This window comes from Streptomyces sp. NPDC005898 (assembly GCF_040629635.1).
GTDB lineage: Bacteria > Actinomycetota > Actinomycetes > Streptomycetales > Streptomycetaceae > Streptomyces.
This window is the reverse complement of sequence record NZ_JBEXWC010000002.1, coordinates 104,912-131,692: the sequence shown is the minus strand read 5'-3', so window position 1 is coordinate 131,692 and position 26,781 is coordinate 104,912. Positions and strand designations below refer to the sequence as shown.

The window sequence follows — 26,781 nt, the reverse complement described above, 5'->3', positions numbered from 1 at the left end:
CGCGAACAACCTGACGATTCAGTCCTCCGCTGCGAGGTGCCGCCGCAGTTCGACATGGCGGAACTCATAAGTGCCGCCCACCTGTCGGAGTACGCCGCGGTGGTGCGCGTCGTCCAGGAAGGCGAGGAGCCGCAGAGGGGTGCGCCCGGTGAGGCCGTGCCCCAGACAGGCAAGGGCGAAGTGCCCGCACGCGGTCTGGCAGTACGCGGCGATGAAGCCGACAGCCATGCCGAACCCGGCCAAGAGTGAGAAGACTTGGGCGACGGTGAGCAGTAACTCCCCGTACCCGATGCCTGTCTGGTCGAGCCGCGGCAGGCTCGACCAGACTGAGGGCGCCAGAATCGAAGAGAACGTCAGCGTGATGATGAGCGTCCAGGTCAGCTGGCATGCGAGAAATGTGCGGCAGTCCTGACGCAGCAGAGACAGCGGTGTCACAGGGCGGTCGCGGTCGGCCTTGCGGGGACGCCAGCCGCAGATGACGGCACCGAGACAGGCAAACAGGGCGGCGAAGACGACGTACGAGACAGGTTCTTCAGGGAGGGCGCCGGCCTCGACGTGCGCATGGGCCATGGCCGCGCCCATGAGTGCGCCGAAGCCGGCAGGGATGGGAATCCACCGCCAGTGCCAGCCGAGTCCGGCCGCTGGGCCTCGGCCGGCTGTGGGATGCCTGAGAACGGCGTGACCGAAGCCGAAGAGGACGAGGGACGCGAACAGAGCGGAGGGAAGGACGTCGGGGTTCTTGACTCCGCTCAGAAGCCAGAGGACTGCCACCATGAGCGATATCGCCCACGCGAGGCGGCGCCGGATCCGTGGACCGAGATGGTGGAGCTGCCACCATGAGAGGTCGGTCCTCGAGCCAACGACGGACGCGGTGGCCCGTCGATGGCGGGCGAGGTGGCGCAGCGCACGATCGGCACGCTCGGCGGACCACGGGGGCTGCTGTTCTGCCCTGCTCTCCCGGTACACGGCCGGAAGAAATGCTTCGAAGAGGTGGGTGCGCAGGGCGAGTTCGTTTCGGAAACGGGCGGTGTCGAGGAGTTCGCCCGGCGATGCCCCGGGCCTTAGTGCCGCCCGTTCGTATGCGGTGCGGCACAGAAAGAGGGTCAGAGGGCTGCTCAGGGCGGCGCCGACTGGGCTGTCCGTGCTGAGGTTCTCCTGGAGTTCGTCCCAGTCGCCCTCCTTCTGACGGAGATACTTCGCGGCTTGGTCCGCCGGTACCGGCAGCAGCTCGATACCCGCGGCGCCAGGGAGCAGACGGCGGCCCGTGCCGTCCGGTACCTCGACCGCCTCACGGTATTCGTCCGGGCGGCTCACGAGCACCAGTGGCCGCTTCGCCCGCAGCGCCGCGCTGATCTTCCGCAGCACGTGACGTCGTGCGCCGAGCGGCAGTTCGTCGAAGCCGTCCAGGACGGGCACGATCAGGCCCTCGTCCAGGAGTGCGTCAGCCCGACGGACGCGCCTGCCGTGGTTGCGTGGTGCGAACGAGCGCAGAGAGGGTTCGATCCGGATCAGGTACGACGCCATCCATGCGTCCAGATCGGGTCCCTCCAGTGGCCAACTCCCCAGCGGAATACGGACATGAACGGGACCACCTGCCGAACGCTGTCCCAGCATGCCGTGCAGCAGGCGCTCGACCAGTACTGTCTTACCGGATCCCGCCCGACCGAGGATGACGAGGCGACCTGTCGGTACCCGGTCGCGCAGGATCTGGGCGAGATCAGCACCCTCGCCCGCCAGTTCGTCCCCACCAGTGGGAGGCGCCGCAGCGTCCGGAGGCTGTTCGGCCGCTGACTCCCACGTTGCGGCCACTTCGCGCACGGCGGCGAGATCGAGTGAGAGCCCTGATGTGTCGCTGCGCCAGGCGACCGACAGAGCGTGGCCGTCGTTGAGCCGGTGCAGATCTTCAGCGGCTTCCCAATGTTGACGCATCCGCCGGGCCACCAGGTCGACGCTGGCGCTCAGCGGCTGCTCGCGTTCTCCCTCCCGTCGGCCGTCGAACTGGGACCAGAACCCCCAAGCGAGGGCCACCAGTGCCAGCGCAACCCCGAGTCGGCCCGTCACATCCCCGTCTTCGAGGCCCTGCTGCTTAGCACGGTAGGACCACAGGAAGGAGGCGATCCCTGCGCCCGACGCCACGGTCAAGAGCGTGAGAACGACGCGTTGTGATCTGCGCATGCCAGTGATGCTGCCATGGGTATCGGGACGCGGACGGGGGTTCGTGCGATCAGCACCTCGTACGGTTCGCAGAGCGCAGCAGATGCAGCCGAGGGGGCACTCCAAGAGTGGGGGCTCCCCAGCTTCCCCACATAGGAACGAGCTGAGGCGAGAAGCGGCCAGGGTCGTTTTCAAGAATCGCCGTCAGCGAAGCTCGACGACGTCGCCCGTCGCGCCGGAGTCTCCACGGGCACGGTGTCCAACGTCCTCAACCACCCCGACCGCGTACGCGAGGAAACCCGCGTACGCGTCGAACTCGCCATCACAGATCTCGGGTTCGTACGGGGAGGCGCCCCTTCGGAGCACGCAGCCCACTGGCGCCGCAATGGCTTCGCCACCTGGCTGTTCACCCCGGCGGTCTCCGGCTGGTACCCGAAGAAGGCGCCCCATGCTCGGCCTCACTGAGCAGAGGTAGGCGGCGCTCAACGCACGCCTCGCGATGTGCTCGATGTCACCGGTGCGTGCTCGACGGTCTTCTCAAAGCTCGCTCGCTGGCTCCCAGTAGTGCTTCAGGCACCGAAGACGGCTTGGCATGCGCTCTGCCCTGCCCCGATCAGCATCGTCAGGCCAGGGGTAGCCGTACCGATGGCGTTGAGGGTTGTGTTCAGCCGGTCGAATGCGGCCCGTACGCGACCCGGTTCAGGCGCATCGGTGGTGGCAGCTTCCTCCAGGACCTCTGCGTCCAGGACCAACTGGCTTTGCTCCTCCGCGGAGGCTCCCAGGCTTGGCGCGAACTGCCGGACCTGCTGGGCGAATCCGGCGAGTTTAGATGCGTCCAGGCCGAAGGTGTTGTTCTGTACGACGTGCTGCTGAGAGCCAGCAACGAAGCCGTGCGAATCGGTGATGTTGTACGTGTCGCCGCCGGCCGGTTGGCGGCTCAGAAAGTCATTCACGGTGCCTCCAGCGAGTACGCAGCGGGTGCCTTGCGCCGTGATCAGGACTGCGACCCCGGCATCTGTGACTACTCGTTCCAGGAGAGCGTGCTCGCGTAGGTAGTCGAGCGCGCTGAGAACCTCATCCTCGGCCAGGGGATCTCCGGCGAAGCTGCACAGCGGATCTTCCAGGAACGCAAGCGCCGGAACAGAGGCTTGCCTTCCGCCCACGCGCAGGACCCAGCGCAACAAGACATCGCAGGCGTGCCCGAAGCGTTCGACTGAGTCGGTGCGCAAGGTGAGTAGGCGGCGTGCTTCCAGCAGCCCGTCGTCGGTGGGATACACCTCGGAGAGCCCGCTGGCGAGGCTTCGCGCGATCCTGACGAGCCCGAACTTTTCTAGCTGCAGGGCCATGTTGTCGCTGTCGTCTTCTGGCAGTCCCTTGCTCCGCGCGAAGACCTTCACGTCTACGTAGGGGCCCGGACCCTGCTGGACGGACTCGTACAGCCAGAGCAACAAGCGAGACAGCTGAGGGTCGCTTTCGAGGCCGCTGGCACTCGCGAGGGTGAGCACCCCTATGGACGGAGGCTCAACCTCGATGGGGATACGTACGGGATGCTTGCGGTTCGCCCGCTCGAACTCCTTGACGATCTCTTTCTGCATCTTCGCGATCGCGCGCTTGTCGATCTTGAACCCGGCCAATCCGATCTCCTATGGGACGGTGGTGGCTCAAGGCTAGACGGCAACACTGACAGCGAGCCCATGTACCAGGAGGGGTGCCCGTCGCGATAGTGCGGCTTCCCAGGTGGCTCCCCGGGGAGCCGGATCCCGAAGTCGGCTCCCAAACGGCTCCCAGAATGGCCGCCCAACGCAAATCAGGCCCGGTACTGATCTCTCAGTACCGGACCTGACCTGGTGTTTCAGCTGTCGGGGTGGCGGGATTTGAACCCACGACCTCTTCGTCCCGAACGAAGCGCGCTGCCAAGCTGCGCTACACCCCGATGTCGTTGTTCCACCGCCCCGCATTGCTGCAGGCCCGTGGCGACATCGATTACTTTAGCGGACCGGCGGCCTGAGGCGAAATCCGGTTCTTCGGGGCTCGTGGGCCGGGGCGGAAGCGGTCCAGGGTGACGGTCAGCAGGGCCAGTGCGTAGAAGGCCGAGCCGAAGATGATCGCGTTGCCGAGGATGCCGGCGTAGCCATGGGCGGCCACGTCCAGGAACGGGTAGGGGTAGCGGGCCGGCGAGCCCGGTGGGAGCAGGGCGCCGCGGGTCAGGGCGAAGGCCAGGTACGCCAGCGGGTAGAGCAGCCAGAGGGCCGCATGGCGGGGGCGCAGGCCGCCCGGCCTTGTGAGCAGCAGCCAGTCGAGGGCCACGCCGAGCGGGGTCACGGTGTGCAGGAGGTGGTTGGCGAGGGCGTGCCAGTTGGACGGCGGCCCCTCCTCCGTCATGGAGAAGCCGCTGGAGCCGTTCGCCAGGACCAGGTGGTAGACGAGGCCCGTGATGGCGATGAAGAAGACCGTGGCCCCGGTCAGCCAGGGCGGGAGAGGGCGCCTGGCCCGCCACGCCCGCCATGCGGAGAGGCCGAGGACCACCGCCACCAGCACATTGCTCTGGACGGTGAAGTAGCTGAGGACGCGGAAGGGGCTGCCGGTGACCAGGTCGATCACCACTCCGGTCACCGCCGCCAGCGCGATCAGGGCGCGCAGGGCGGCCACGCGAGGGCGGCGTACGGGTGGCACGACCGCCTCCGCGGGGACACCCGCGGCGCCGGCCGCAAACGCGGTGGCCGAGCGGCCCGAGCGGCCCGAGCGGCCCGAGCGGCCCGAGCGGCTCGTGGGGGACGAGCGGCCCGAGTAGCCCGAGCGGCCCGAGGGGGTCGGTGTGATCATGCGTTCCACCGTAGGGGTGGTGGCGGTGAGCGGTGGGAGCTGGGCGGTGGACGCGTATGCGGGTGATCCGCACGGGCCGCCCTTTAGGAGGCTCCCGAGGCCTCCGGGACCGGCAGGACCCCCCCCGGACCTGCGAGACCTCCGGGACCTGCAGGACCCCCCGGACCTGCGAGACCGGCAGTCCCCCCCCCGGACCTGCGAGAACTCCGAGACGTGCAGGCCCCCCGGACCTGCGAGACCTCCGAGACGTGCAGGCCCCCCGGACCTGCAAGACCTGCGAGACCTACGGGAACTGCGAGACCCCGGGGCTCCGGATCTTCGGGACCCGAGCCCCGAGCCCCGAACCCCCGAGACCCCCGAGACCTGAACCCCCGAGTCCCCCCGAGGCCCGAAGCCCGCCCCCGCTACCCCCGCCGCTCCACCAACGTCAGCAACGACGCCTCCGGAGGGCAGGCGAACCGCATCGGCGTGTACCGGTTCGCCCCGCAGCCCGCGGACACATGCATGAATGACGTCCGGCCCTGCGCCGTATGCGTGGAGAGGCCCTTCACGCGGTCCGTGTCCAGGTCGCAGTTGGTGACCAGGGCTCCGTAGAAGGGGATGCAGACCTGGCCGCCGTGGGTGTGGCCGGCGAGGATCAGCGGGTAGCCGTCCGCCGTGAACGCGTCGAGGGACCGCAGGTACGGCGCGTGCACGATGCCGATCGAGAAGTCGGCCGCCGCGTCCGGACCGCCCGCCACGCGCGCGTACCGGTCGCGTTTGATGTGCGGGTCGTCCACGCCGGTGAGGCCGATCTCATAGCCGTCGACCTTCAGCGAACCGCGGGTGTTCGTGAGGTTCACCCAGCCCGCCTCGTCGAAACCGTCGCGCAGGCCTTCCCAGGGGTTGTGGATGACGCCGACAGCCGGCGCGTTGCCGTTCAGGCCGTGCTTGCCCTGGACCTTCTCGACGAGATAGCGGGCGGGGTTGCGCGGCTTCGGCCCGTAGTAGTCGTTCGACCCGAAGACGTACGCCCCGGGGAACTCCATCAGCGGGCCCAGCGCGTCCAGCGTCTCCGGAACGCCCTCCGGGTCGGAGAGGTTGTCGCCCGTGTTGATCACGAAGTCGGGGCGCAGGCCCGCGAGCGAGCGCAGCCACCGCTGCTTCTTGCGCTGCCCGGACACCATGTGGATGTCGGAGACCTGGAGGACCCGCAAGGGGCGCATCCCCGCCGGCAGGACGGGGATCGTGATCCGCCGCAGCCGGAACGAACGGGCTTCGAAGCCCACGGAGTAGGCGAGACCGGCCGCGGCCGTCGCCGTGATGCCCAGGGGTACTGCGTATCGCGCGCGCATCCTCCCATCGTGTCAGATGCCGACGGCCCCCCGACGCGAGGGAGCCGGCGGCCAACCTGCCCGTGCCCCGGGGAAATCAGCGGGCAGGAAACGCCTCGCACCTGCCACAATCACCCCATGACCACGCTCAAGTCGAAGCTGCAGGAAGACCTCACCGCCGCGATCCGGGGGCGCGACGAGCTGCGCTCCTCGACGCTCCGGCTGACCCTCACCGCCGTCACGAAGGAAGAGGTCGCGGGCACGCAGGCGCGCGAACTCTCCGACGAAGACGTGCAGAAGGTGATCGCCCGCGAGGCGAAGAAGCGCCGGGAGGCCGCGGACGCGTTCGGGCAGGCCGGGCGCACCGAGCAGGCGGAGCGGGAGAAGGCGGAGGGCGAGGTCCTCGCCGAGTACCTCCCCAAGCAGCTCTCCGACGACGAGCTCCAGGCGATCGTCGCGCAGGCCGTCGAGGAGGCCAGGGCCGCCGGGGCGGAGGGGCCGCGCGCCATGGGCCAGGTCATGAAGATCGTGAACCCGAAGGTCGCGGGGCTCGCCGAGGGCGGCCGCGTCGCCGCCACGGTCAAGAAGCTCCTCGCGGGCTGACCCCGCCCCCCGGCCCCCGTCCACCACCCCACCGCTCCCCGTTCGCCGCCTTCGGCCTGCCGACTCCGGCTCCGGCTCCGGTTCGCCGGCCCCCGCCGCCGCCCTGTCGGCCTCCGATTCCGGCAGCGCTCCCGACTCCAGCGGCGCTTCCGGCTCCAGCCGCATCCGCGACCCGGTTCCGGTTCCAGCCGCACCCGCGACCCGCTTCCGGTTCCAGCCGCACCCCCGACCCGGTTCCGCCTCCAGCCGCACCCCCGACCCGGTTCCGCCTCCAGCCGTACGCCGACCCCGATCCCCGGCACCCGTACGCCGATGAGGGCGCCCCCTGCACCAGGGGGCGCCCTCATCTTCGTACTACTCACCTACCGCCAGCGGCTACCGATACCACTACCGCCACCGCTACCACTACCGCCGCCAGCCCCCACCATCCCCGCCCCCATTGCCGTGACCCCCACCATGACCCCCGCCGTTACCGAGGCCACCAAGCATGTCCGGCGGGATCGAGATACCCGGCCACGGGTCGCCGTCGCCACCGCCACCGGTGCCCGGCTTGCCGTCGCCACCTCCGACATCGCCACCGCCCCCGCCATCACCCTCGCCGCCGGTACCGGGGTCGGTACCGGTTCCGGCACCGGGATCGGTACCCGCGCCGTCGCTGGAACCGTCACCACCCCTGTCGCGGCCCTTGTCGCTCCCGGGAAGCCGCACGGAGCTGAAGTTCGGCGCCGGCTTGTCCGCCAGCGCGCCGCTCATCGCGTCGCGCCAGATCGGGCCCGGCACCTCGCCGCCGAAGACCTTGTCGTACGGGACTCCGCCGATGGTGATGTCGACCATCTGCCGCTTGTGCTGCGGGTCGCCGACCCAGACCGCGCCCGACATGTTCGGGGTGTAGCCCACGAACCAGGCGGCGTAACGGAAGTCCGTCGTACCCGTCTTGCCCGCGCTCGCCCGGGAGCCGAGCCCCGCCTTCTGACCGGTGCCGTCCTCGACCACGCCCTTCAGGAGGGTGTTGATCGTGTCGGCCGTCTTCTCCGACATCGCGCGCGAGCACGTCGTCTTCGGGACCGGCAGCGACTTGCCGGCGAGCGTGGTGACCGACTCGATGGCCACCGGCGAGCAGTACGTGCCGCGCGAGGCGAAGGTCGCGTACGCGCTCGCCATCGTCAGCGGCGACATCTCCTGCGTGCCGAGGGCGATCGACGGCGCCTGCGCCAGCTCCTTGCCGTCGGCCCGCTCGACGCCCATCTTGGCGGCCAGCTTCGTCACGGGGCAGATGCCGACGTCGCCGATCAGCTGCACGTAGTAGGTGTTGACCGACTTGGCGGTCGCCTCCCGCATGCCGTACGGGCCGACCTCGGACTCGTTCTCGTTGCTGAGCTTCTCGTTGTTGAGGTTCAGCCAGTCCTTGCCGCTACAGGTCGTGACCCGCTCCGGATACGGCATCTCGTACGGCGACGGATAGGTCTGCCCGGCGGACTTGCCGCCCTCCAGGGCCGCCGCCGCGACGATCGGCTTGAACGTCGAACCGGGCTGGTAGCCCGCGCCGCCGCCCATGTCGCTGTCGACGGAGAGGTTGATCGTCGTCTCGTCCTTGCGGAAGCCGTAGGGCCGCGACTGGCCCATGCCGACGATCTTGCCCGTGCCCGGCTCGACGAGGGTGGCGGCGGTCGCCACGTCGTCGCCCTTGTTCACGTGCTCCTTGATGGACGCCTGCACCGACTCCTGCGCCTTCGGGTCCAGCGTCGTACGGATCTTCAGGCCGCCGCGGTTCCAGATCTTGGCCCGCTCTTCCTTCGTCTTGCCGAAGACCGGGTCGTTGAGGAAGATCTCGCGCACGTAGTCGCAGAAGAAGCCGGCGCCGCTGACGGCGGTGATGCAGCCGTTCTTGGGGCGGCTCACCTTCAGGCCGAGCTCCGCCTTCTTGGCCTTGTCGGCCTCCTGCTGCGAGATGTCGTGCGTGTCGGCCATGCGCTGCAGCACGACATTGCGCCGCTGGGTGGCCTCCGTGGCGTCGTTGACCGGGTCGTACCGGCTGGGCGACTGCACGATGCCGGCCAGGAGCGCGGCCTCCTGGAGCTTCAGCTCCTTGGCGGGCTTGGAGAAGTAGCGCTGCGAGGCGGCCTCGATGCCGTAGGCCTGCTGACCGAAGTAGGTGATGTTCAGATAGTTCTTGAGGATGCGCTTCTTGCCCAGCTTCTCCTCGACCTGGATCGCGTACTTCAGCTCGCGGATCTTGCGGCCGAGGGTCTGCTGCGTGGCCTCGGCGACCTTCGTCGGGTCGTCGCCCGCCTCCTCGACGAAGACGTTCTTCACGTACTGCTGGGTGAGCGTCGAGGCGCCCTGCGACACGCCGCCGCTCTGCGCGTTCTGGTTGAGCGCGCGCAGGATGCCCTTGAGGTCGACCGCGCCGTGTTCGTAGAACCGGGAGTCCTCGATCGCGACGATCGCCTTCTGCATGTACGGCGAGATGTCCTTGAGCGGCACCACCGTGCGGTCACGCGAGTAGACCGTGGCGATGTGGCCGCCCTTGCTGTCCAGGATGCTGGTGCGCTGGCTGAGCGGCGGCTGCTTCAGGTTGGCGGGGATCTCGTCGAATCCCTCGACGGAACCCTTGGCCGCCAGGCCCAGCGCTCCGGCCGCGGGCAGGGCGATCCCGGCCAGCACCGCACCCGCCAGCACGCTGACACCGAGGAACTTCGCGGCCTGTTGAATTGGTGACAGACCACCGCCGGAGCGCTTCTTTCCCATGGGGGCAGCCTAATCCGTACGCAACGGCGTTCCGAGGGAGCAAGTGTTCCTCGGGATGTTCGAGTGCCGGATCGTGACATCCGGGCGGCCCGCCCCGTACATCCGGGCGGCCCGCCCCGTCGCGGACCCCCGTCGCGGGCCCCTGCCGCCCGCCCCGTCGCCAGGGGCGATCGGGCCGCCGCTCCACGGAGGTTTCCAATCGCCGGACAGCGGCGAATGCCTTGGCCTAAGCTGTTCTCAACTGTCACAGCAGTGCGGTGCGGCAACAAGCCTCCGTCCCTCCCGAATGCGACGGATTCCTGCCCGACCTTCCCTTACGTGGCGTCGAGTGCCCGCCGTGACACAACTGAACTCTCCCGATGTGCCGGGTTCCCCCCATATGTCGTCCGCTCACTCCGTCGGGTGATCTGCCGCTTACCCATAGTCCGTTCGGGCCATTCAAGATTGGGCCCGAAGGGGGTGTTGCGCTGTGCCCACCTTCCGTAACGTCCTCAACTGGCGGCGGTGAATATGCCGCTGCCGCCGTGGGGGAGCCTCGATTCGGGAGAGGACGGCGCCGGTATGGGCTGGGTAACCGACTGGAGTGCGCAGGCGGCCTGCCGCACTACCGATCCAGATGAACTGTTCGTTCAAGGAGCAGCGCAGAACAGGGCCAAGGCGGTGTGTACCGGATGCCCGGTGCGGACCGAGTGCCTGGCCGACGCGCTCGACAACCGCGTCGAGTTCGGCGTGTGGGGTGGCATGACGGAGCGTGAGCGCCGCGCGTTGCTGCGCAGGCGTCCCACCGTCACCTCATGGCGCAGGCTCCTGGAGACGGCGCGCTCCGAGTACGAGCGCGGCGCGGGCCTGCTGCCCGTGGACTTGGAGGACGAGGAGACATACGAGAGCTACGCCGCGGTGGGGTAGCGCCCCTGGGGCGACACGCGTCTGGCCCACACGCACTACTGGCTCCTGCGGAGTCGGCCCGTCGGCGCCTCGACTCGCCGAGCGGTCATTTCGCCGATCGCTGGACCTGTCGAGCGGTCAGTTCGCCGACCGCTGGACCTGCCGAGCGGTCCTCATCGACCGCTGAACCCGCCAGGCGGTCATTTCGCCGATCGCTCAGCTCGCCAGGCGGTCACCGATGGCCCGGAGCCCCGCGAGGTCGTGCACATCGCCGGGCAGCGCGGCCACTTCGGCCACCGCCACTTCCGGGTGGCGCGCCGTGAAGCGGTCCCGCGTGCGCTGCTCACGCGCGAGCAGCTGCATACGTTCGGCATGCAGACGCAACAGTCCAACGGTCAACTTCTCCACCGAGGGGTCGGCGGACTCGGGGTCGGTCAGGGAGTGGTCGGTCTCGGGCTGGTCGGTCGTGGGCGCGTGCGCCGCGCCCGGCTCCGAAGTCGCTCTGTTCACAGGGGAGTTACGATCAGCAACCTTCCCGTCCCCCTGATCCACAATGCCGCTCTCCTCAAGATTTTCCGCGGCGGCGAGCGCCCGCTCGGCGGACAGCTGGGCGGCCCCGCTGCCGTGCACACGGTTCAGCACCAGACCCGCCAGCGGCATGTCGTCGGCGGCGAGGCGCTCCACGAAGTACGCGGCCTCCCGCAGCGCGTCCCGCTCCGGCGAGGCCACCACGAGGAACGCCGTGCCGGGCGCCTGCAACAGCCGGTACGTGGCGTCCGCCCGCGTACGGAACCCGCCGAACATGGTGTCCATCGCCGCCACGAACGTCTGTACGTCGCGCAGCAGCGGCCCGCCGAGCAGCTTGCCCAGTGCCCCCGTCATCATCGACATGCCGACGTTCAGGAACTTCATACCGGCCCGGCCGCCCACCTTCGCCGGCGCCATGAGCAGCCGGATCAACTTCCCGTCCAGGAAGGACCCGAGGCGCTTGGGCGCGTCCAGGAAGTCCAGCGCCGAACGCGAGGGCGGGGTGTCGACGACGATGAGGTCCCACTCCTCCCGCGAGCGCAGCTGGCCCAGCTTCTCCATCGCCATGTACTCCTGCGTGCCCGCGAAGCCCGCCGAGAGCGACTGGTAGAAGGGGTTGGCGAGGATCGCGGCGGCCCGCTCCTTGTCCGCGTGCGCCTCGACGATCTCGTCGAAGGTCCGCTTCATGTCGAGCATCATCGCGTGCAGCTCGCCGTCGCCGTCCCCGTCGATGTCCTTGACCCGCCGCGGTACGTTGTCGAGCCGGTCGATGCCCATGGACTGGGCGAGCCTGCGTGCCGGGTCGATGGTGAGCACGACGACCTTGCGGCCCCGCTCGGCCGCGCGCAGGCCTATGGCCGCCGCCGTGGTCGTCTTGCCCACGCCCCCGGAGCCGCAGCACACCACGATGCGGGTCTTCGGGTCGTCGATCAGGGCGTCGACGTCCAGCGCGCGGGCGGCGTCCAGGGGCCGCGCCGGGGCCGAGGTCCGTGCCGGTTCCGGGGTCATGCGATCCCTTGCTTCCGCAGTGCCGTGGCGAGCTCGTACAGGCCCGCGAGGTCCATCCCGCCCGCCAGCAGCGGGAGTTCGTGCAGCGGCCGGCCGAACTCCGCGAGGACGGAGCGCTGATCGCGCTCCAGGGCGTGCCGCTCGGCGTACTCCCCGGCCTGCTCGAGGAGCGGGTCCACCAGCCGCTCGGCGCTGCCGCCGCGCCGCGCGCCGCCCAGCCCCGCCGCCGAGAGCGACTTGGCGATGGCCGTACGAGGCGCCTGCTTGAGGCCCAGCTCCAGCTCGGCGTCGTCCAGCAGGGCCGAGCGCACCATGTTCACGATGACGCGCCCGACCGGCAGCCCCGCGGCCCGCAGCTCGGCGATGCCGTCCGCGGTCTCCTGCACGGGCATCTCCTCGAGGAGGGTCACCAGGTGCACCGCCGTCTCGGACGACTTGAGGACCCGCATCACGGCCTGCGCCTGATTGTGTATCGGGCCGATCTTCGCGAGGCCAGCCACCTCGTCGTTCACGTTCAGGAAGCGGGTGATGCGGCCCGTCGGCGGGGCGTCCATCACCACGCAGTCGTAGGCGAACCGGCCGCTCTTGTCCTTCCTGCGCACCGCCTCGCAGGCCTTGCCGGTCAGCAGGACGTCCCGCAGGCCCGGCGCGATGGTGGTCGCGAAGTCGATGGCGCCGAGCTTCTTCAGGGCCCGGCCCGCGCCCCCCAGTTTGTAGAACATCTGGAGGTAGTCGAGCAGTGCCAGCTCGGGGTCGATGGCGAGGGCGTACACCTCCCCGCCCCCGGGAGCGACGGCGATCTTCCGCTCCTCATAAGGCAGCGCCTCCGTCTCGAAGAGCTGCGCGATGCCCTGCCTGCCCTCGACCTCCACGAGGAGGGTGCGTCGCCCCTCCGTCGCGAGGGCGAGCGCGAGGGCGGCGGCCACCGTGGTCTTGCCGGTACCGCCCTTGCCACTGACGACCTGGAGCCTGCTCACGTCATTGAGCCTAACCAGTCGCCGCCCCGCCTACGCAGGAGCCCACCCTGAGCGTTCCCCGATCCCCACCCCGAGCCTTCCCCCATGCCCCGCCTGAGCATCCCCTGACACCGACTACAGTCGGCCACATGACCAAGTGGGAATACGCAACCGTGCCTCTGCTCGTCCATGCCACGAAGCAGATTCTGGACACCTGGGGCGAGGACGGCTGGGAGCTGGTCCAGGTCGTGCCCGGGCCGAACAACCCCGAGCAGCTGGTGGCCTACCTGAAGCGCGAGAAGCAGGCATGAGCGGGGCGGCGCGAAGCGGCTCGGCCGTCGAGGCCCGCCTCGCCGAGCTGGGCCTGACGCTCCCGGAGGTCGTGCCGCCGCTGGCCTCGTACCAGCCGGCCGTCCAGTCCGGCGTGTACGTCTACACCGCGGGGCAGCTCCCCATGGTGGAGGGCAAGCTCGCGGTGACCGGCAAGGTCGGCGCCGAGGTCACCCCGGAGGAGGCCAAGGACCTGGCCCGCACCTGCGCGCTGAACGGCCTGGCCGCGGTGAAGTCCGTCGCCGGTGACCTCGACCGCATCGCGCGCGTGGTGAAGGTCGTCGGCTTCGTGGCGTCCGCCCCGGACTTCACGGGCCAGCCCGGCGTGATCAACGGCGCGAGCGAACTGCTCGGCGAGGTGCTCGGCGACAAGGGCGTGCACGCGCGCAGTGCCGTCGGCGTGGCCGTGCTCCCGCTGGACGCTCCGGTGGAGGTCGAGTTCCAGGTGGAGCTGACCGAGGCCTGAGCCGTGGCGGGGTCCCGCCGGACCCGATCACTGCCTCTCGAACATCCGCTCACCAGGGGATAGCCTCCGCCCATGGCAAATGGGCAGTGGTACCCCCCGGAGTGGCCCGACCGCATCCGCGCCCTCGCGAGCGGCGAGCTGACTCCGGCGACCCCGCGCCGCGCCGCCACCGTCATGCTGCTCAGGGACGGGCGGGGCGCGGCGGCCGGCGGGGCGCCTGAAGTACACATGCTGCGCAGACGCGCCTCCATGGCCTTCGCCGGAGGCGCGTACGCGTATCCGGGCGGCGGCGTCGACCCGCGCGACGACGACCACCTGGTGCGCTGGGCGGGCCCCACGCGCGCGTCCTGGGCCGCCCGGCTCGGCGTCGACGACGAGGCCACTGCCCAGGCGATCGTCTGCGCGGCGGTCCGCGAGACGTACGAGGAGGCGGGCGTGCTGCTCGCCGGACCCTCCACGGAGAGCGTCGTCGGCGACACCACGGGGGAGGACTGGGAGGCGGACCGCGCGGCCCTGGTCGCCCGCGACCTGTCCTTCGCGGACTTCCTGGATCGCAGGGGGCTCTTCCTGCGCAGCGACCTGCTCGCCGCCTGGGCGCGGTGGATCACTCCGGAGTTCGAGCCCAAGCGCTACGACACGTTCTTCTTCGTGGCCGCGCTCCCCGAGGGGCAGCGCACCCGCAACGCCTCCACGGAGGCGGACCGCGCCGTCTGGATCCGCCCCGCGGAGGCTGCCGCCCGCTACGACAAGGGCGAGCTGCTGATGATGCCGCCGACGATCGCGACGCTGCGGGCGCTGAGCGCCTATGTGTCGCCCTCCGAGGCGCTCGACGCGGCCGCGGGGCAGGACATGGCCCCGGTGCTCGCTCAGGCGCGCCTGGAGGGCGGCGAACTGGTGCTCTCCTGGCCGGGCCACGGCGAGTTCACCAAACGGATCACCCCGGACGCCGCGCCATGACCCCGGCCCGGCCCCGTGCGCGTCCCGCACGTCCCGGACGCGCCCCGTTGCCCAAGAGTCCCGCGCCCACCCCGATCCCGACGGGAGTCACCCCCGTATGACCGAAGCCGCAGCCCTCCCGGGCCAGCCCCGTGGCGCGGTCCTGAGCGGCCCCGCCACCGCCCGCGCGGTCAACGTCCTCGCGCCCAATCCGTCCGCCATGACGCTGGACGGCACCAACACCTGGATCGTCTCGGAGCCGGACTCGCCCCTCGCGGTGGTCATCGACCCGGGCCCGCTCGACGACGCCCATCTGAGCCGTGTCGTCGAGACGGCCGGGAAGATGGGCAAGCGCGTGGCGCTGACCCTCCTGACCCACGGCCACCCCGACCACGCCGAGGGCGCCGCCCGCTTCGCCGAGCTGACCCGGACTCACGTACGCGCCCTCGACCCCGCCCTGCGCCTGGGCGACGAGGGTCTCGGCCCCGGCGACGTCATCACCACCGGCGGCCTGGAGCTGCGGGTGGTCGCCACGCCGGGGCACACCGCGGACTCGCTCTGCTTCCATCTGCCCGCCGACCGGGCGGTGCTGACGGGGGACACGGTCCTGGGGCGCGGCACGACGGTCGTGGCGCACCCGGACGGGCGCCTGGGCGACTACCTCGACTCCCTGCGCCGGCTGCGCTCCCTGACGGTCGACGACGGCGTCCACACGGTCCTGCCGGGCCACGGGCCGGTCCTGGACGACGCCCAGGGAGCCGTCGAGTTCTACCTCGCGCACCGGGCGAACCGTCTGGCCCAGGTCGAGACGGCCGTGGAGAACGGCCACGTCGAGGCGGCGGAGGTCGTGGCGCACGTCTACGCGGACGTGGACCGCTCCCTGTGGCCGGCCGCGGAGCTCTCGGTCCGGGCACAGCTGGACTACCTGCGGGAACACGGCCTGATCTGACGGTGGTCCCTATGCCGCCGGGTACGCCGATGGGCCCCGCCTCCTGAGAGGCGGGGCCCATCGGCGTACGGACTCGGGTGTCAGCGCGAGCGCTTGGCGAGCCGCTCCACGTCCAGCAGGATGACCGCGCGGGCCTCCAGGCGCAGCCAGCCGCGGCCCGCGAAGTCCGCCAGCGCCTTGTTGACCGTCTCGCGGGAGGCGCCGACCAGCTGGGCCAGCTCCTCCTGCGTGAGGTCGTGCACGACGTGGATGCCCTCCTCGGACTGCACGCCGAAGCGGCGCGACAGGTCGAGGAGCGCGCGGGCCACGCGGCCCGGCACGTCGGAGAAGACCAGGTCGGACATCTGGTCGTTGGTCTTGCGCAGGCGCCGGGCGACGGCGCGCAGCAGCGCGGCGGCCACCTCGGGCCGGGCGTTCAACCAGGGCTGGAGGTCGCCGTGGCCGAGGCCGAGCAGCTTCACCTCGGTGAGGGCGGAGGCCGTGGCCGTCCGCGGACCCGGGTCGAAGAGCGACAGCTCACCGATCAGCTCACCGGGGCCGAGCACCGCGAGCATGTTCTCGCGGCCGTCGGGCGAGGTGCGGTGCAGCTTCACCTTGCCCTCGGTGACCACGTACAGGCGGTCTCCGGGGTCGCCCTCATGGAAAAGCGCATCCCCGCGCGCGAGCGTCACCTCACTCATGGAGGCGCGGAGCTCCGCGGCCTGCTCGTCATCGAGCGCCGCGAAGAGCGGGGCGCGCCGCAGAACGTCGTCCACGAGTTCTCTCCTTGTCGACCTGCATCAGGGGACCGTGTTCCCCAGTTTGCCGGACGGTCCAAACAGTGTGATCAGTCACAAGTCTGCCGCACCGGCGTGGCGTGCTGTGCGGGAGGGGGCCAATTGGGGGCCGATCCTCGGGGCCGACGACGGATGTCGGTGTCGGCCTCTAGGCTGACCGGGTATCCAAAAAGCCGGTGAACTCACAGGCCAAGGGGGCCGGGAAGGTGGCCGCACCCCCCGATTCTGCTGTGGGCGAACAGACGTCCGGGGGGTCGGATAATCCGGCAAATCGGGCAGGCGTGGCCCGTTCGGTGGGTACACCCCCGCCGGAGCGGGCAGCTGCGGTAGGGCAGGCGTCCCCGAGAAACGGACGCCCCCGTGAAGTGGACCCCCCGAGAAGTGAGCGGCACCAAAAGAAGCGAACGGCACCCGCGAGGCAACCGACCTCCCCGAAGAAGGCACCTCCAGTGAAGAAGACAACGCCGGCGGCGAGTGCGGCCAAGAAGACCGCGCCCGGTGCCGAGAAGTCCGCGGCGAAGAAGGCGGCCCCCAGCGCCGAGGCCCCCAGCGCCAAGGCGGCCGACGCCGAGAAGGCCCCCGCGAAGAAGGCCGCGGTCAAAAAGGCCACCGCCAAGGAGCCTGCAGCCAAGAAGGCCGCCGTCAAGAAGGCCGCCGTCAAGAAGGCCCCCGCCAAGAAGGCCGCCGCCAGGAAGGCTCCCGCCAAGGAGGCCGCGCCCGGCGCCGTCAAGGCGCCGGTCGTCCCCCCGCAGGAGTCCCGCGCCGCCCTCGTCCGCCGGGCCCGGCGGATCAACCGCGAGCTGGCCGAGGTGTATTCGTACGCCCACCCCGAGCTGGACTTCGAGAACCCCTTCGAGCTGCTGGTCGCCACGGTGCTCTCCGCGCAGACCACCGACCTGCGGGTGAACCAGACGACGCCGAGGCTGTTCGCCGCGTACCCGACCCCGGAGGACCTGGCCGCGGCCGTCCCCGAGGAAGTCGAGGAGCTGATCAGGCCGACCGGGTTCTTCCGCGCCAAGACAAAGTCGATCATGGGCCTGGCCAAGGCCCTGCGGGACGACTTCGGGGGCGAGGTCCCCGGACGCCTCGATGACCTGGTCAAGCTGCCCGGCGTGGGCCGCAAGACCGCGTTCGTCGTCCTCGGCAACGCCTTCGGGGTGCCCGGCATCACCGTGGACACCCACTTCGGCCGGCTCGTCCGCCGCTGGAAGTGGACGGAGGAGACCGATCCGGTGAAGGTCGAGGCGGCCGTCGCCGAGCTGTTCCCGAAGAGCGAGTGGACGATGCTCTCGCACCGCGTGATCTTCCACGGCCGCCGCATCTGCCACTCCCGCAAGCCCGCCTGCGGTGCCTGCCCCATCGCCCCGCTCTGCCCCTCGTACGGAGAAGGCGAGACGGACCCGGAGAAGGCGAAGAAGCTCCTGAAGTACGAGATGGGCGGCTTCCCGGGCCAGCGCCTCAAGCCCCCGGCGGACTACCCCGGGCAGCCCGCGCCGCCGCTGGCCGCGGGGTGAACCGGAAGCAGGACGGAACGAACGCGGGGGCAAAGAGCGTTGTCCAGGGACGGACGGGGGTGCAGATGAGGCACGCGAGCGACACGACCGAGACGACTGACACGACTGAGACGACCGGCACGACTGAGACGACCGGTGGCACGACTGAGACGGCCGGCACGGCGAACAGGACGCACGGCGGAGCGGGCGTCGGCACGGAGGGCGCGGCCGACCCGGCGGGCAGCGGTGCCCGGCCGCCGTCCGGGGCGCACCCCCTGCTCAGCTCCGAGGGCCTGCCCGCCTGGCTGACGCCCGTCGCCCGCGCCGCGAGGACCATCCAGCCGCTCCAGCTGAGCCGCTTCCTCCCTCCGGAGAACGGCACCGGGCGCCAGTCCGCGGTCCTCGTCCTCTTCGGAGAGGGCGAGCGAGGCCCCGAGCTGCTCCTGATGGAGCGCGCGGGCTCCCTGCGGTCCCACGCGGGGCAGCCGTCCTTCCCGGGCGGCGCCCTCGACCCGGGGGACGGTGATCCGAAGACGGACGGACCGCTGCGCGCCGCCCTGCGCGAGGCCGAGGAGGAGACCGGCCTCGACCCGCGGGGCGTCCAGCTCTTCGGCGTGCTGCCGCGCCTGTTCATCCCGGTGAGCGACTTCGTCGTGACGCCCGTGCTCGGCTGGTGGCGCACCCCGACCCCCGTCGGCGTCGTCGATCCGAACGAGACGGCCCGGGTCTTCACGGTCCCCGTGGCCGATCTCACGGACCCGGCGAATCGGGCGACGGCGGTCCACCCGAGCGGCCACCGCGGCCCCGCCTTCCTCGTGGAATCCGCTCTGGTCTGGGGTTTTACCGCCGGAGTCATCGATAGAGTGCTGCACTTCGCGGGCTGGGAGCGCCCCTGGGACCGCGAGAGGCAGGTCCCGCTCGATTGGCGCGCATGACAAGGTTGCGGGGACGTGGCGGCCGCGATGCGAGGCGAGGATTGAATCGGTGAACGTGCTGGACGTCCTGCTGCTGCTCGCCGCCGTGTGGTTCGCGGTGGTGGGCTACCGCCAGGGCTTCGTGGTCGGCATCCTCTCGGTGATCGGGTTCCTCGGCGGCGGTCTCGTCGCCGTCTATCTGCTGCCGGTGATCTGGAACGCCGTGACGAAGGACGACGCGGCCACGGTGAGTACGACCGCCGCGGTGGTCGCCGTCGTCATCGTGATCGTCTGCGCCTCGATCGGCCAGGCCTTCACCACCCACCTGGGCAACAAGCTGCGCAGATACATCACCTGGCAGCCCGCCCGCGCCCTGGACGCGACGGGCGGCGCGCTGGTGAACGTGGTGGCGATGCTCCTCGTCGCGTGGATGATCGGCTCCCTCCTCGCGGGCACGACGCTGCCCACGGTCGGCAAGGAGGTGCGCAACTCCAAGGTGCTCCTCGGTGTGTCACGGGCGCTGCCGGGCCAGGCCGACACGTGGTTCGACGACTTCTCCTCGGTCCTCGCGCAGAACGGCTTCCCGCAGGTCTTCAGCCCGTTCGCGAACGAGCCGATCACGGAGGTCCGGCCGCCCGACCCCAAGCTCGCCAGGAGCAAGGTCGCCACGACCGCCAAGCGCTCCATCGTGAAGGTGCGCGGCGAGGCCCGCGGCTGCGGCAAGGTCCTCGAAGGCACCGGCTTCGTCTTCGCCGACCGCCGGGTGATGACCAACGCGCACGTGGTCGGCGGCGTGGACGACCCGACCGTCCAGATAGGCGGTCAGAACCAGACGTACGACGCGAAGGTCGTCCTCTACGACTGGGAGCGGGACATCGCCGTCCTGGACGTGCCCACGCTGAAGGCACCGCCGTTGAAGTTCACGTCCAAGGACGCGACCAGCGGTGAGGGCGCCATCGTCGCCGGTTTCCCCGAGGACGGGCCCTACGACGTCCGCCCCGCGCGCGTGCGCGGCCGCATCACGGCCAAGGGGCCGGACATCTACCACCGCGGCACCGTGCGCCGTGACGTCTACTCGCTCTTCGCGACCGTCCGCCAGGGCAACTCCGGCGGCCCGCTGCTGACTCCTGGCGGCGAGGTCTACGGCGTGGTCTTCGCCAAGTCCCTGGACAACCCGGAGACGGGATACGCCCTGACGGTGGACGAGGTGCGCGAGGACATCGAGCGGGGCCGCACCGCCAACCAGGAGGTCGACAGCCAGGGCTGCGCGCTCTAGCCGATCCGAAGCCGATCCGAAGCCGATCCGAAGCCGATCCGAAGGCGCTCCGAAGGCTCCGAGCGGGGCGGCGGGCAGGCCGACGGGGCCTCGCGGGGGCCTTACGGGGCTCTCGCGGGGCCCGGTGGGCGTCTCGCGGGTCGGGAGGCCGAGGGGGAGCCGGGTCAGTGGCGGGTGTGCCGCAGTCGCGCGGAGACCCAGCGGGCCCTGCGGCGGAGGATGCGGGGGATGCCCATGCCCTGAGGGGGGCCGTGTCGGCCCGACTTCTGTGCCCCGCCCCTCTCATGGCTGTTCAGCGCTGCGGCCGAGCGGCGATTGCGTGCTACGTCACTGTAGTCGTGCGTCCAGCCCATACCCCGACGTTTGCCCGGGCCTCATGGTCGGTAATCGCGCCCAAGGGCCCCAATTGGCCTATGCGCCGGGCAATTGGCGTTCGTAGGACAGGTGTTCCCCGGCGGTGGTGACCGGGCGCGGTTCAGCGGTCCGGTTCGGGGTCCTTCAGCCAGTTCACCAGCTCCGTGGAGAACGCCACCGGGTCCTCCTCGTGCGGGAAGTGCCCGAGGCCGTCGAACAGCCGCCAGCGGTAGGGGGCTTCGACGTACTCACCGGACCCGGCCGCGCTCCTGGTGCGCATCACGGGGTCCAGGGAGCCGTGCAGATGCAGTGTCGGCACCCGCACCGGCCGCTTCATCCGGCGGTTGAACTGGATGCCGTCGGGGCGTGCCAGCGACCGGACCATCCAGCGGTACGGCTCGATCGAGCAGTGGGCCGTCGAGGGGATGCACATGGCCCGCTGATACATCTCCACCGCCTCGTCCTCCGGTAGCCGGGGCCCCGACCAGTCCCGGACCAGCCGGCCGACCAGGGCGCCGTCGTCGGCCACCAGCTGACGCTCCGGCAGCCACGGCCGCTGGAAACCCCAGACGTAGGAGCCCGCGGCGGTCTGCTTCCTGTCGGACAGCATCGCCGAGCGCCAGCGCCGCGGATGGGGCATCGAGGACACCGCGAGCCGGCGCACCAGCTTGGGCCGCATCACGGCCGCCGTCCACGCGAGATATCCGCCCAGGTCGTGCCCGACGAGCGCGGCGTCGGGCTCGCCGAGCGAGCGCACGACACCGGTGATGTCGAGCGCGAGGTTCGCCGGGTCGTAGCCGCGCGGTGTGCGGTCGCTGCCGCCCACGCCCCGCAGGTCCATCGCGACGGCCCGGAACCCGGCGTCGGCGAGCGCCACCAGCTGGTGCCGCCACGTCCACCAGAACTGCGGGAAGCCGTGCAGGAGCAGGACCAGCGGCCCATCGCCCATCTCGGCGATGTGGAAGCGCGCGCCGTTGGCGGCCACGTCCCGGTGGGTCCACGGCCCCTCGACGCGTACGGCCGAGGCCGGTTGCGCCGAATGGGCGGTGGCACCGAGCGTGGGGCCGTGGGGCGTGGTGCCGGTGAGGGCGTGGTCCTGATGGTCGGGGTCCGTCATGAGGACGAGCGTGCCACAGTGGCCCCCGTCTCACCGATTCGGACGTCAACGGTGTCGGCGGGCTGCACCGCGCGGGGGTGCGGCTTGACGTTCCCCAGTACGGCGGCCGTCTGCTTGGCCGAGGCGGCGACCTTCTGGGGGCCCTTGCCCTTCTTCGCCTTCTTGGCGAAGACGACGCCGATCAGCGCGAGCGCTCCGGCCACCAGGACATTGGCGGCGAAGGACAGCAGGAAGCAGACGGCGAGGTTCCAGCCGCTCCAGGTGCGGATGCCGTAGGCGAGCGCGAAGCTCAGCATCGGCAGCGAGAAGATGAGGACCGCTCCGGCCGCGGCGAACGCGCCACCGCCGATCGCGCCGCGCTTGACGTCCTGGCGCAGCTGGGCCTTGGCCAGTGCGATCTCGTCGTGCACCAGCGCGGACATCTCACCGGTCGCCGAGGCGACCAGCTGGCCGAGGCTGCGTTCGGCACCGACGGGGCCGTCGGGTGAGCTCATCGCGTTCTCCCCTTTTTCTCTTCTGATCTCTTGGTGGATCTGATCTCTTCTGAGATGGGTCTGCTCAGATCATGTCTGCTCAGATCATGCCGGACCGTTGCCATCCTCGCGTTCCCCACCCGACACTTCGGCAAGCCTGCGGTGCTCGGCCGCCTTCTTCTCGTAGATGGCGGCCATCCGGAGGTGGTACTCCGGGTCGTCCATCTCGTAGATGTCGGGTACGCCGCTGAGGTCGTCGTCGCGTTCCTCCTCCTCCCACAGCCTGCGGTACTTGGCGTTCCGTATCTTCAGCAGGATTCCGGAGAGCACGGCCGCGATGAGCGAGCCCGTCAGGACGGCGGCCTTGACCTCGTCGGTGAGCAGCGGGTCCTCGGTGAAGGCGAGTTCGCCGATCAGCAGGGAGACGGTGAAGCCGATGCCGGCCAGCGAGGCCACCGCGAACACGTCGGGCCAGGCCAGGTCGTCGTTGAGCTCCGCCTTGGTGAAGCGGGCCGCGAGCCAGGTGCCGCCGAAGATGCCGACCGCCTTGCCGATCACGAGGCCGAGCACCACACCGAGCGTCTCCGGCGTGGTGAAGACGTCGCCGAGCACGCCGCCCGAGACGGAGACACCGGCGCTGAAGAGGGCGAACAGCGGCACGGCCAGGCCCGCCGAGAGCGGGCGCACGAGGTGTTCGATGTGCTCGCCGGGGGAGTGCCGCTCGCTGTCGTCCTCCTTGTGGCAGCGCAGCATCAGGCCCATGGCGACACCGGCGATGGTGGCGTGGACGCCGCTGTTGTACATCAGGCCCCAGATGACGAGCGCCAGCGGGACGTAGAGGTACCAGCCGCGCACCCGCTTCCTCAGCAGCAGCCAGAAGACGGCGAGGCCGAGCACCGCGCCGCCGAGCGCGGCGAAGTTCAGGTCGCTGGTGAAGAAGACCGCGATGATCAGGATCGCGAAGAGGTCGTCGACGACCGCGAGGGTGAGCAGGAAGGCGCGCAGCGCGGACGGCAGCGAGGTGCCGATGACCGCGAGGACCGCGAGCGCGAAGGCGATGTCGGTGGCGGTCGGCACGGCCCAGCCGTCCAGCGAGCCGCCGCCGAGGGTGTTGGACAGGACGTAGACGAGCGCGGGCGCGGCCATGCCGCAGAGCGCCGCGACGACGGGCAGCGCGGCGGCCTTGGGGTCGCGCAGGTCGCCCGCGACCAGTTCGCGCTTGAGTTCGATGCCGGCCACGAAGAAGAAGACGGCGAGCAGTCCGTCGGCCGCCCAGTGCTGGATGGACAGGTCGAGCCCCAGCGAGGCCGGGCCGAGGTGGAAGCCGCGCAGGGACTCGTACGCGCCGCCGGCGGTGTTCGCCCAGATCAGCGCGGTGACGGCGGCGACGAGCAGCAGCACTCCGCCGACCGTCTCGGCGCGCAGTGCCTCGGCGACGAAGTTCCGCTCGGGCAGGGAGAGGCGGCCGAGGACTTTGCGGCGGGGCTCGGGGGCGGGCGCGGTCACGTGAGTCGACCTCCGGTTGGTGGGCAGGGCTGAGCACTTGCCGACCAGACTTCCCGGCGCACCTTGGTACATCTCGTCGCGGCGTCGCGGCGTACTTCTTGTCGCGATGTTGACGCGTTTTCAGCGTACCCAACGTACGCGGGGGCGCATCCGGAGGTCTGTGCTCCGGATACGGACGCGGGAGGGCACCCGGCATACGGGGAGGGCACCCGGCGTGTCGCCGGGTGCCCTCCCTGTACTTTTGTACGTACTTCTGTACGCGCCCCTGTGGGGGTGGCTGTCAGTCCTCGCTCGGCGTGGCCGGGAGCCGCGACTGGATGAGGTCCATCACGGAGGAGTCCGTGAGTGTGGTGACGTCGCCCAGTTCGCGGTTCTCGGCGACGTCGCGCAGGAGGCGGCGCATGATCTTGCCGGAGCGTGTCTTCGGGAGTTCGGCCACGGGCAGGATGCGCTTGGGTTTGGCGATGGGGCCGAGGGTGGCGCCGACGTGGTTGCGCAGGTCGGCCACGAGGTTCTCGTCCTCGGCGTTCGCCGTGCCGCGCAGGATGACGAAGGCGACGATGGCCTGTCCGGTCGTCTCGTCGGCGGCGCCCACGACCGCCGCTTCGGCGACGGAGGGGTGTGAGACGAGCGCGGATTCGACTTCGGTGGTGGAGATGTTGTGCCCGGACACGAGCATCACGTCGTCCACGCGGCCCAGCAGCCAGATGTCGCCGTCCTCGTCCTTCTTGGCGCCGTCGCCGGCGAAGTACCGGTCCTGGAAACGCGACCAGTACGTGTCGAGGAACCGCTGGTCGTCGCCCCAGATCGTGCGCAGCATCGCCGGCCAGGGCTCGGTCAGGACGAGGTAGCCACCGCCGCCGTCCGGCACTTCGTTCGCCTCGTCGTCGACGACGGTCGCGGAGATGCCGGGCAGGGCGCGCTGGGCGCTGCCGGGCTTGGTCTCGGTCACTCCCGGCAGCGGTGAGATCATCATGGCGCCGGTCTCGGTCTGCCACCAGGTGTCCACGATGGGGCACTGGTCGGCGCCGATGTTCTTGCGGTACCACATCCACGCCTCGGGGTTGATCGGCTCACCGACCGAACCCAGGACCCGCAGGCTGCTCAGGTCGAACTTCGCGGGGATGTCGTCGCCCCACTTCATGAACGTGCGGATCGCCGTCGGCGCGGTGTAGAGGATCGTGACCCCGTACTTCTGCACGATCTCCCAGAAGCGGCCCTGGTGGGGGGTGTCGGGGGTGCCTTCGTACATCACCTGCGTCGCGCCGTTCGCCAGCGGCCCGTAGGTGATGTACGAGTGGCCGGTGACCCAGCCGATGTCGGCCGTGCACCAGTAGACGTCGCTTTCCGGCTTGAGGTCGAAGACGGCGTGGTGGGTGTAGGCCGTCTGCGTGAGGTAGCCGCCGGAGGTGTGCAGGATGCCCTTGGGCTTACCCGTGGTGCCCGAGGTGTAGAGGATGAACAGCGGGTGCTCGGCGTCGAAGGCCTCGGGGGTGTGCTCGGCCGACTGCCTCCCCGTGATCTCGTGCCACCACACGTCACGGCCCTCGATCCACGCCACGTCCTGCCCGGTGCGGCGCACCACCAGGACGCTGCGCACGCCCTCGACGCGGCCGACGGCCTCGTCCACGGCGGGCTTGAGCGCGGACGGCTTGCCCCGGCGGTAGCCGCCGTCGGCGGTGATGACGACCTTGGCGTCGGCGTCCTGGATACGGGTGGCGATGGCGTCGGCGGAGAAGCCGCCGAAGACCACGGAGTGCGTGGCGCCGATGCGGGCGCACGCCAGCATGGCGATGACGGCCTCGGGAATCATCGGCAGGTAGACGGCGACCCGGTCGCCCTTGTGCACGCCCAGCTCGATGAGGGCGTTCGCCGCCCGGCTGACCTCGTCCTTCAGCTCGGCGTAGGTGAGGGCCCTGCTGTCGCCGGGCTCTCCCTCGAAGTGGATCGCGACGCGCTCGCCGTGGCCGGCCTCGACGTGGCGGTCGACGCAGTTGTACGCGACGTTGAGCTTGCCGTCGGCGAACCACTTGGCGAAGGGCGGGTTGGACCAGTCGAGCGTCTCGGTCGGCTCCGTGGCCCAGGTCAGCCGGCGGGCCTGCTCGGCCCAGAAGCCGAGCCGGTCGGCCTCGGCCCGCTCGTACGCCTCGGCGGTGACGTTGGCGTGGGACGCCAGCTCCGCCGGCGGCGCGAAGCGACGCTCCTCCTTCAACATGTTGGCGATGGACGGACGTTCGCTCATGTGCAAGCTCCCAACATGCGGACGACACACCGGCCCGGCGTGGTTTAGACCAATAACGTGATCGGTCGGATTCTTCAAGCCCTGCGGGAGTAGGTCAACCCCCCTCTGATCCTGGCACTCGGCGGTCGCCAAATACAGGGGCGTCCGCCGCGGTGCGTCGCGGACCGCCGGCGGCCGGACGTCAGCGCCGCGCGTGGCGGATCTTCAACCGGCCGAAACCCATGCTTCCGGAGATACGGATCCGGGGGCCACCGGGGCGGGTCCTTCTCGGGGCGTTGTAGGGCGAGTCCTTCCACCCGGTGTGCAGCCCGTCGATGTCCACCAGCGCGTCACGCGGCACGATGATCTTCGCCGTGCCGGTGCCCAGTCGCAGCTCGATGTCCGTCACCGCGTGCTCGATCACCGCCCGCGAGAGGTCGAGGCGCACGGCGGCGAAGGCGGACTCGACCTTGAGGCTGCGGGGCACCCGCCACGCCCCGCGCCGCCGGATCCGCCCACTGGCGGCGGTGATGGTGGACGTGGTCCCCGCGCTCATCGCCGGGAGCGAGGCCAGGGCCGACACGAGCCGGCTGCGCGTGTCGGCCGTGAGCACCCGGTCGAGGCGGGCGTCCATCTCCTCGTGCGAGAGGTGGCCTTCGGCGTACGCGTCCTGCAACTGCTGCAAGGCCGTGTCCCGCTCGCCTTCCCGGACGGGCGGGTCCGCGTCTTGGACCGACCGGTCCGCGTCCGGGATCGGCGGGTCCGCGTCGGGGATCGGCGGGTCCGCGTCCGGGATCGGCGGGTCCATGGCTCGGGGCGAGGGGTGCGCGCCTGGGGAGGACGTGCGCGCACCTGGGAAAGGTGCGCGCACGTCTCGGGGCGGCGAGGGCGTCTCTTGCCGGGTCGGTGACAGCGGGTCTTCCGGCGGAGAAGTCACCGTTTCACAGTAGTG

The 26,781-nt window shown here is 70.5% G+C and carries 23 protein-coding genes, 1 tRNA gene and 1 pseudogene; 10 read left to right on the top strand and 15 right to left on the bottom strand.

Annotation, left to right across the window (positions count from 1 at the left end):
• Positions 1–18 precede the first annotated feature (18 nt).
• Positions 19–2,175 carry an NACHT domain-containing protein gene (locus ABZ385_RS03290; protein WP_358909424.1) on the bottom strand — a complete coding sequence of 719 codons (2,157 nt, stop codon included), beginning with the start codon at positions 2,173–2,175 and terminating at the stop codon, positions 19–21.
• Positions 2,176–2,361: 186 nt separating this feature from the next.
• Here ABZ385_RS03290 and ABZ385_RS03285 point away from each other — a divergent pair.
• Positions 2,362–2,613 (top strand): annotated as a pseudogene (locus ABZ385_RS03285) (LacI family DNA-binding transcriptional regulator); the annotation flags it as partial.
• 110 nt (positions 2,614–2,723) lie between these two features.
• Here the strand turns inward: ABZ385_RS03285 and ABZ385_RS03280 are convergent.
• The 4 genes from ABZ385_RS03280 to ABZ385_RS03265 all read right to left on the bottom strand — a co-directional run bounded on the left by ABZ385_RS03280 (position 2,724) and on the right by ABZ385_RS03265 (position 6,311).
• Complete coding sequence (locus tag ABZ385_RS03280) at positions 2,724–3,788, bottom strand: hypothetical protein (protein ID WP_358909422.1); 1,065 nt, start codon at positions 3,786–3,788, stop codon at positions 2,724–2,726.
• Positions 3,789–4,013: 225 nt separating this feature from the next.
• Positions 4,014–4,087 (bottom strand) — tRNA-Pro (locus ABZ385_RS03275).
• A gap of 50 nt (positions 4,088–4,137) precedes the next feature.
• Positions 4,138–4,977 carry a Pr6Pr family membrane protein gene (locus ABZ385_RS03270; RefSeq protein ID WP_358909420.1) on the bottom strand — a complete coding sequence of 280 codons (840 nt, stop codon included), beginning with the start codon at positions 4,975–4,977 and terminating at the stop codon, positions 4,138–4,140.
• 404 nt (positions 4,978–5,381) lie between these two features.
• On the bottom strand, positions 5,382–6,311 hold the full coding sequence (locus ABZ385_RS03265) for a metallophosphoesterase (RefSeq protein ID WP_358581306.1): 930 nt from the start codon (positions 6,309–6,311) through the stop codon (positions 5,382–5,384).
• 117 nt (positions 6,312–6,428) lie between these two features.
• On the opposite strand from ABZ385_RS03265, the gene ABZ385_RS03260 reads away from it, so the two are divergent.
• Positions 6,429–6,893 (top strand): GatB/YqeY domain-containing protein, encoded by a 465-nt coding sequence (locus ABZ385_RS03260; protein WP_358909418.1) that lies wholly within the window; start codon positions 6,429–6,431, stop codon positions 6,891–6,893.
• Positions 6,894–7,298: 405 nt separating this feature from the next.
• On the opposite strand, the gene ABZ385_RS03255 is transcribed toward ABZ385_RS03260, so the two are convergent.
• Positions 7,299–9,641: a transglycosylase domain-containing protein gene (locus tag ABZ385_RS03255; RefSeq protein ID WP_358909416.1), complete on the bottom strand. Its 2,343-nt coding sequence runs from the start codon at positions 9,639–9,641 to the stop codon at positions 7,299–7,301.
• 561 nt (positions 9,642–10,202) lie between these two features.
• Between ABZ385_RS03255 and ABZ385_RS03250 the strand changes: the two genes are divergently transcribed.
• Positions 10,203–10,547 (top strand): WhiB family transcriptional regulator, encoded by a 345-nt coding sequence (locus ABZ385_RS03250; protein WP_030782081.1) that lies wholly within the window; start codon positions 10,203–10,205, stop codon positions 10,545–10,547.
• 195 nt (positions 10,548–10,742) lie between these two features.
• Here the strand turns inward: ABZ385_RS03250 and ABZ385_RS03245 are convergent, their stop codons facing one another.
• Positions 10,743–12,062 (bottom strand): ArsA family ATPase, encoded by a 1,320-nt coding sequence (locus ABZ385_RS03245; protein WP_358699235.1) that lies wholly within the window; start codon positions 12,060–12,062, stop codon positions 10,743–10,745.
• The gene (locus ABZ385_RS03240; RefSeq protein WP_358909415.1) at positions 12,059–13,039 is read right to left on the bottom strand and encodes an ArsA-related P-loop ATPase; all 981 of its coding nucleotides are present in this window, start codon (positions 13,037–13,039) and stop codon (positions 12,059–12,061) included. The genes ABZ385_RS03245 and ABZ385_RS03240 overlap by 4 nt, the downstream gene beginning before the upstream one ends.
• Before the next feature lie 128 nt (positions 13,040–13,167).
• Between ABZ385_RS03240 and ABZ385_RS03235 the strand changes: the two genes are divergently transcribed.
• The 4 genes from ABZ385_RS03235 (at position 13,168) to ABZ385_RS03220 (ending at position 15,699) form a co-directional block, all read left to right on the top strand.
• Positions 13,168–13,329, top strand: coding sequence for a DUF4177 domain-containing protein (locus tag ABZ385_RS03235; RefSeq protein ID WP_003975360.1), 162 nt, complete (start codon positions 13,168–13,170; stop codon positions 13,327–13,329).
• Positions 13,326–13,814 (top strand): RidA family protein, encoded by a 489-nt coding sequence (locus tag ABZ385_RS03230; protein ID WP_358581318.1) that lies wholly within the window; start codon positions 13,326–13,328, stop codon positions 13,812–13,814. Before ABZ385_RS03235 ends, ABZ385_RS03230 begins: the two co-directional genes overlap by 4 nt.
• Positions 13,815–13,886: 72 nt before the next feature.
• Positions 13,887–14,771 (top strand): NUDIX hydrolase, encoded by an 885-nt coding sequence (locus ABZ385_RS03225; RefSeq protein WP_358909413.1) that lies wholly within the window; start codon positions 13,887–13,889, stop codon positions 14,769–14,771.
• A 97-nt stretch (positions 14,772–14,868) separates the two neighbouring features.
• The gene (locus ABZ385_RS03220) at positions 14,869–15,699 is read left to right on the top strand and encodes an MBL fold metallo-hydrolase (RefSeq protein ID WP_358581322.1); all 831 of its coding nucleotides are present in this window, start codon (positions 14,869–14,871) and stop codon (positions 15,697–15,699) included.
• 80 nt (positions 15,700–15,779) lie between these two features.
• Here ABZ385_RS03220 and ABZ385_RS03215 read toward each other — a convergent pair whose 3' ends face one another.
• Complete coding sequence (locus tag ABZ385_RS03215) at positions 15,780–16,454, bottom strand: Crp/Fnr family transcriptional regulator (RefSeq protein ID WP_016642758.1); 675 nt, start codon at positions 16,452–16,454, stop codon at positions 15,780–15,782.
• 470 nt (positions 16,455–16,924) lie between these two features.
• Here ABZ385_RS03215 and nth point away from each other — a divergent pair, with 470 nt between their 5' ends.
• The 3 genes from nth (at position 16,925) to ABZ385_RS03200 (ending at position 20,158) form a co-directional block, all read left to right on the top strand.
• Positions 16,925–17,989, top strand: a complete 1,065-nt coding sequence (gene nth, locus ABZ385_RS03210; protein WP_358581324.1) for an endonuclease III — start codon at positions 16,925–16,927, stop codon at positions 17,987–17,989.
• Between the two features lie 254 nt (positions 17,990–18,243).
• The gene (locus ABZ385_RS03205) at positions 18,244–18,903 is read left to right on the top strand and encodes a CoA pyrophosphatase (RefSeq protein ID WP_358581366.1); all 660 of its coding nucleotides are present in this window, start codon (positions 18,244–18,246) and stop codon (positions 18,901–18,903) included.
• Between the two features lie 49 nt (positions 18,904–18,952).
• A complete protein-coding gene (locus tag ABZ385_RS03200) occupies positions 18,953–20,158 on the top strand; it encodes a MarP family serine protease (RefSeq protein ID WP_358581326.1) in 1,206 nt (401 codons plus the stop codon).
• 164 nt (positions 20,159–20,322) lie between these two features.
• Here ABZ385_RS03200 and ABZ385_RS03195 read toward each other — a convergent pair whose 3' ends face one another.
• From ABZ385_RS03195 to ABZ385_RS03170, 6 genes are all read right to left on the bottom strand, one after another.
• The gene (locus ABZ385_RS03195) at positions 20,323–20,511 is read right to left on the bottom strand and encodes a hypothetical protein (RefSeq protein ID WP_358581329.1); all 189 of its coding nucleotides are present in this window, start codon (positions 20,509–20,511) and stop codon (positions 20,323–20,325) included.
• Positions 20,512–20,633: 122 nt separating this feature from the next.
• Positions 20,634–21,629, bottom strand: a complete 996-nt coding sequence (locus tag ABZ385_RS03190) for an alpha/beta hydrolase (protein ID WP_358909411.1) — start codon at positions 21,627–21,629, stop codon at positions 20,634–20,636.
• Positions 21,626–22,123 (bottom strand): phage holin family protein, encoded by a 498-nt coding sequence (locus tag ABZ385_RS03185; RefSeq protein WP_358696798.1) that lies wholly within the window; start codon positions 22,121–22,123, stop codon positions 21,626–21,628. Before ABZ385_RS03185 ends, ABZ385_RS03190 begins: the two co-directional genes overlap by 4 nt.
• A gap of 84 nt (positions 22,124–22,207) precedes the next feature.
• Positions 22,208–23,608, bottom strand: coding sequence for a Na+/H+ antiporter NhaA (gene nhaA / locus ABZ385_RS03180; RefSeq protein ID WP_358696799.1), 1,401 nt, complete (start codon positions 23,606–23,608; stop codon positions 22,208–22,210).
• A gap of 280 nt (positions 23,609–23,888) precedes the next feature.
• Positions 23,889–25,850 carry an acetate--CoA ligase gene (acs, locus tag ABZ385_RS03175; RefSeq protein ID WP_358909409.1) on the bottom strand — a complete coding sequence of 654 codons (1,962 nt, stop codon included), beginning with the start codon at positions 25,848–25,850 and terminating at the stop codon, positions 23,889–23,891.
• Positions 25,851–26,031: 181 nt separating this feature from the next.
• Positions 26,032–26,637: a DUF1707 domain-containing protein gene (locus ABZ385_RS03170; RefSeq protein ID WP_358909407.1), complete on the bottom strand. Its 606-nt coding sequence runs from the start codon at positions 26,635–26,637 to the stop codon at positions 26,032–26,034.
• Between the last annotated feature and the right edge of the window lie 144 nt (positions 26,638–26,781).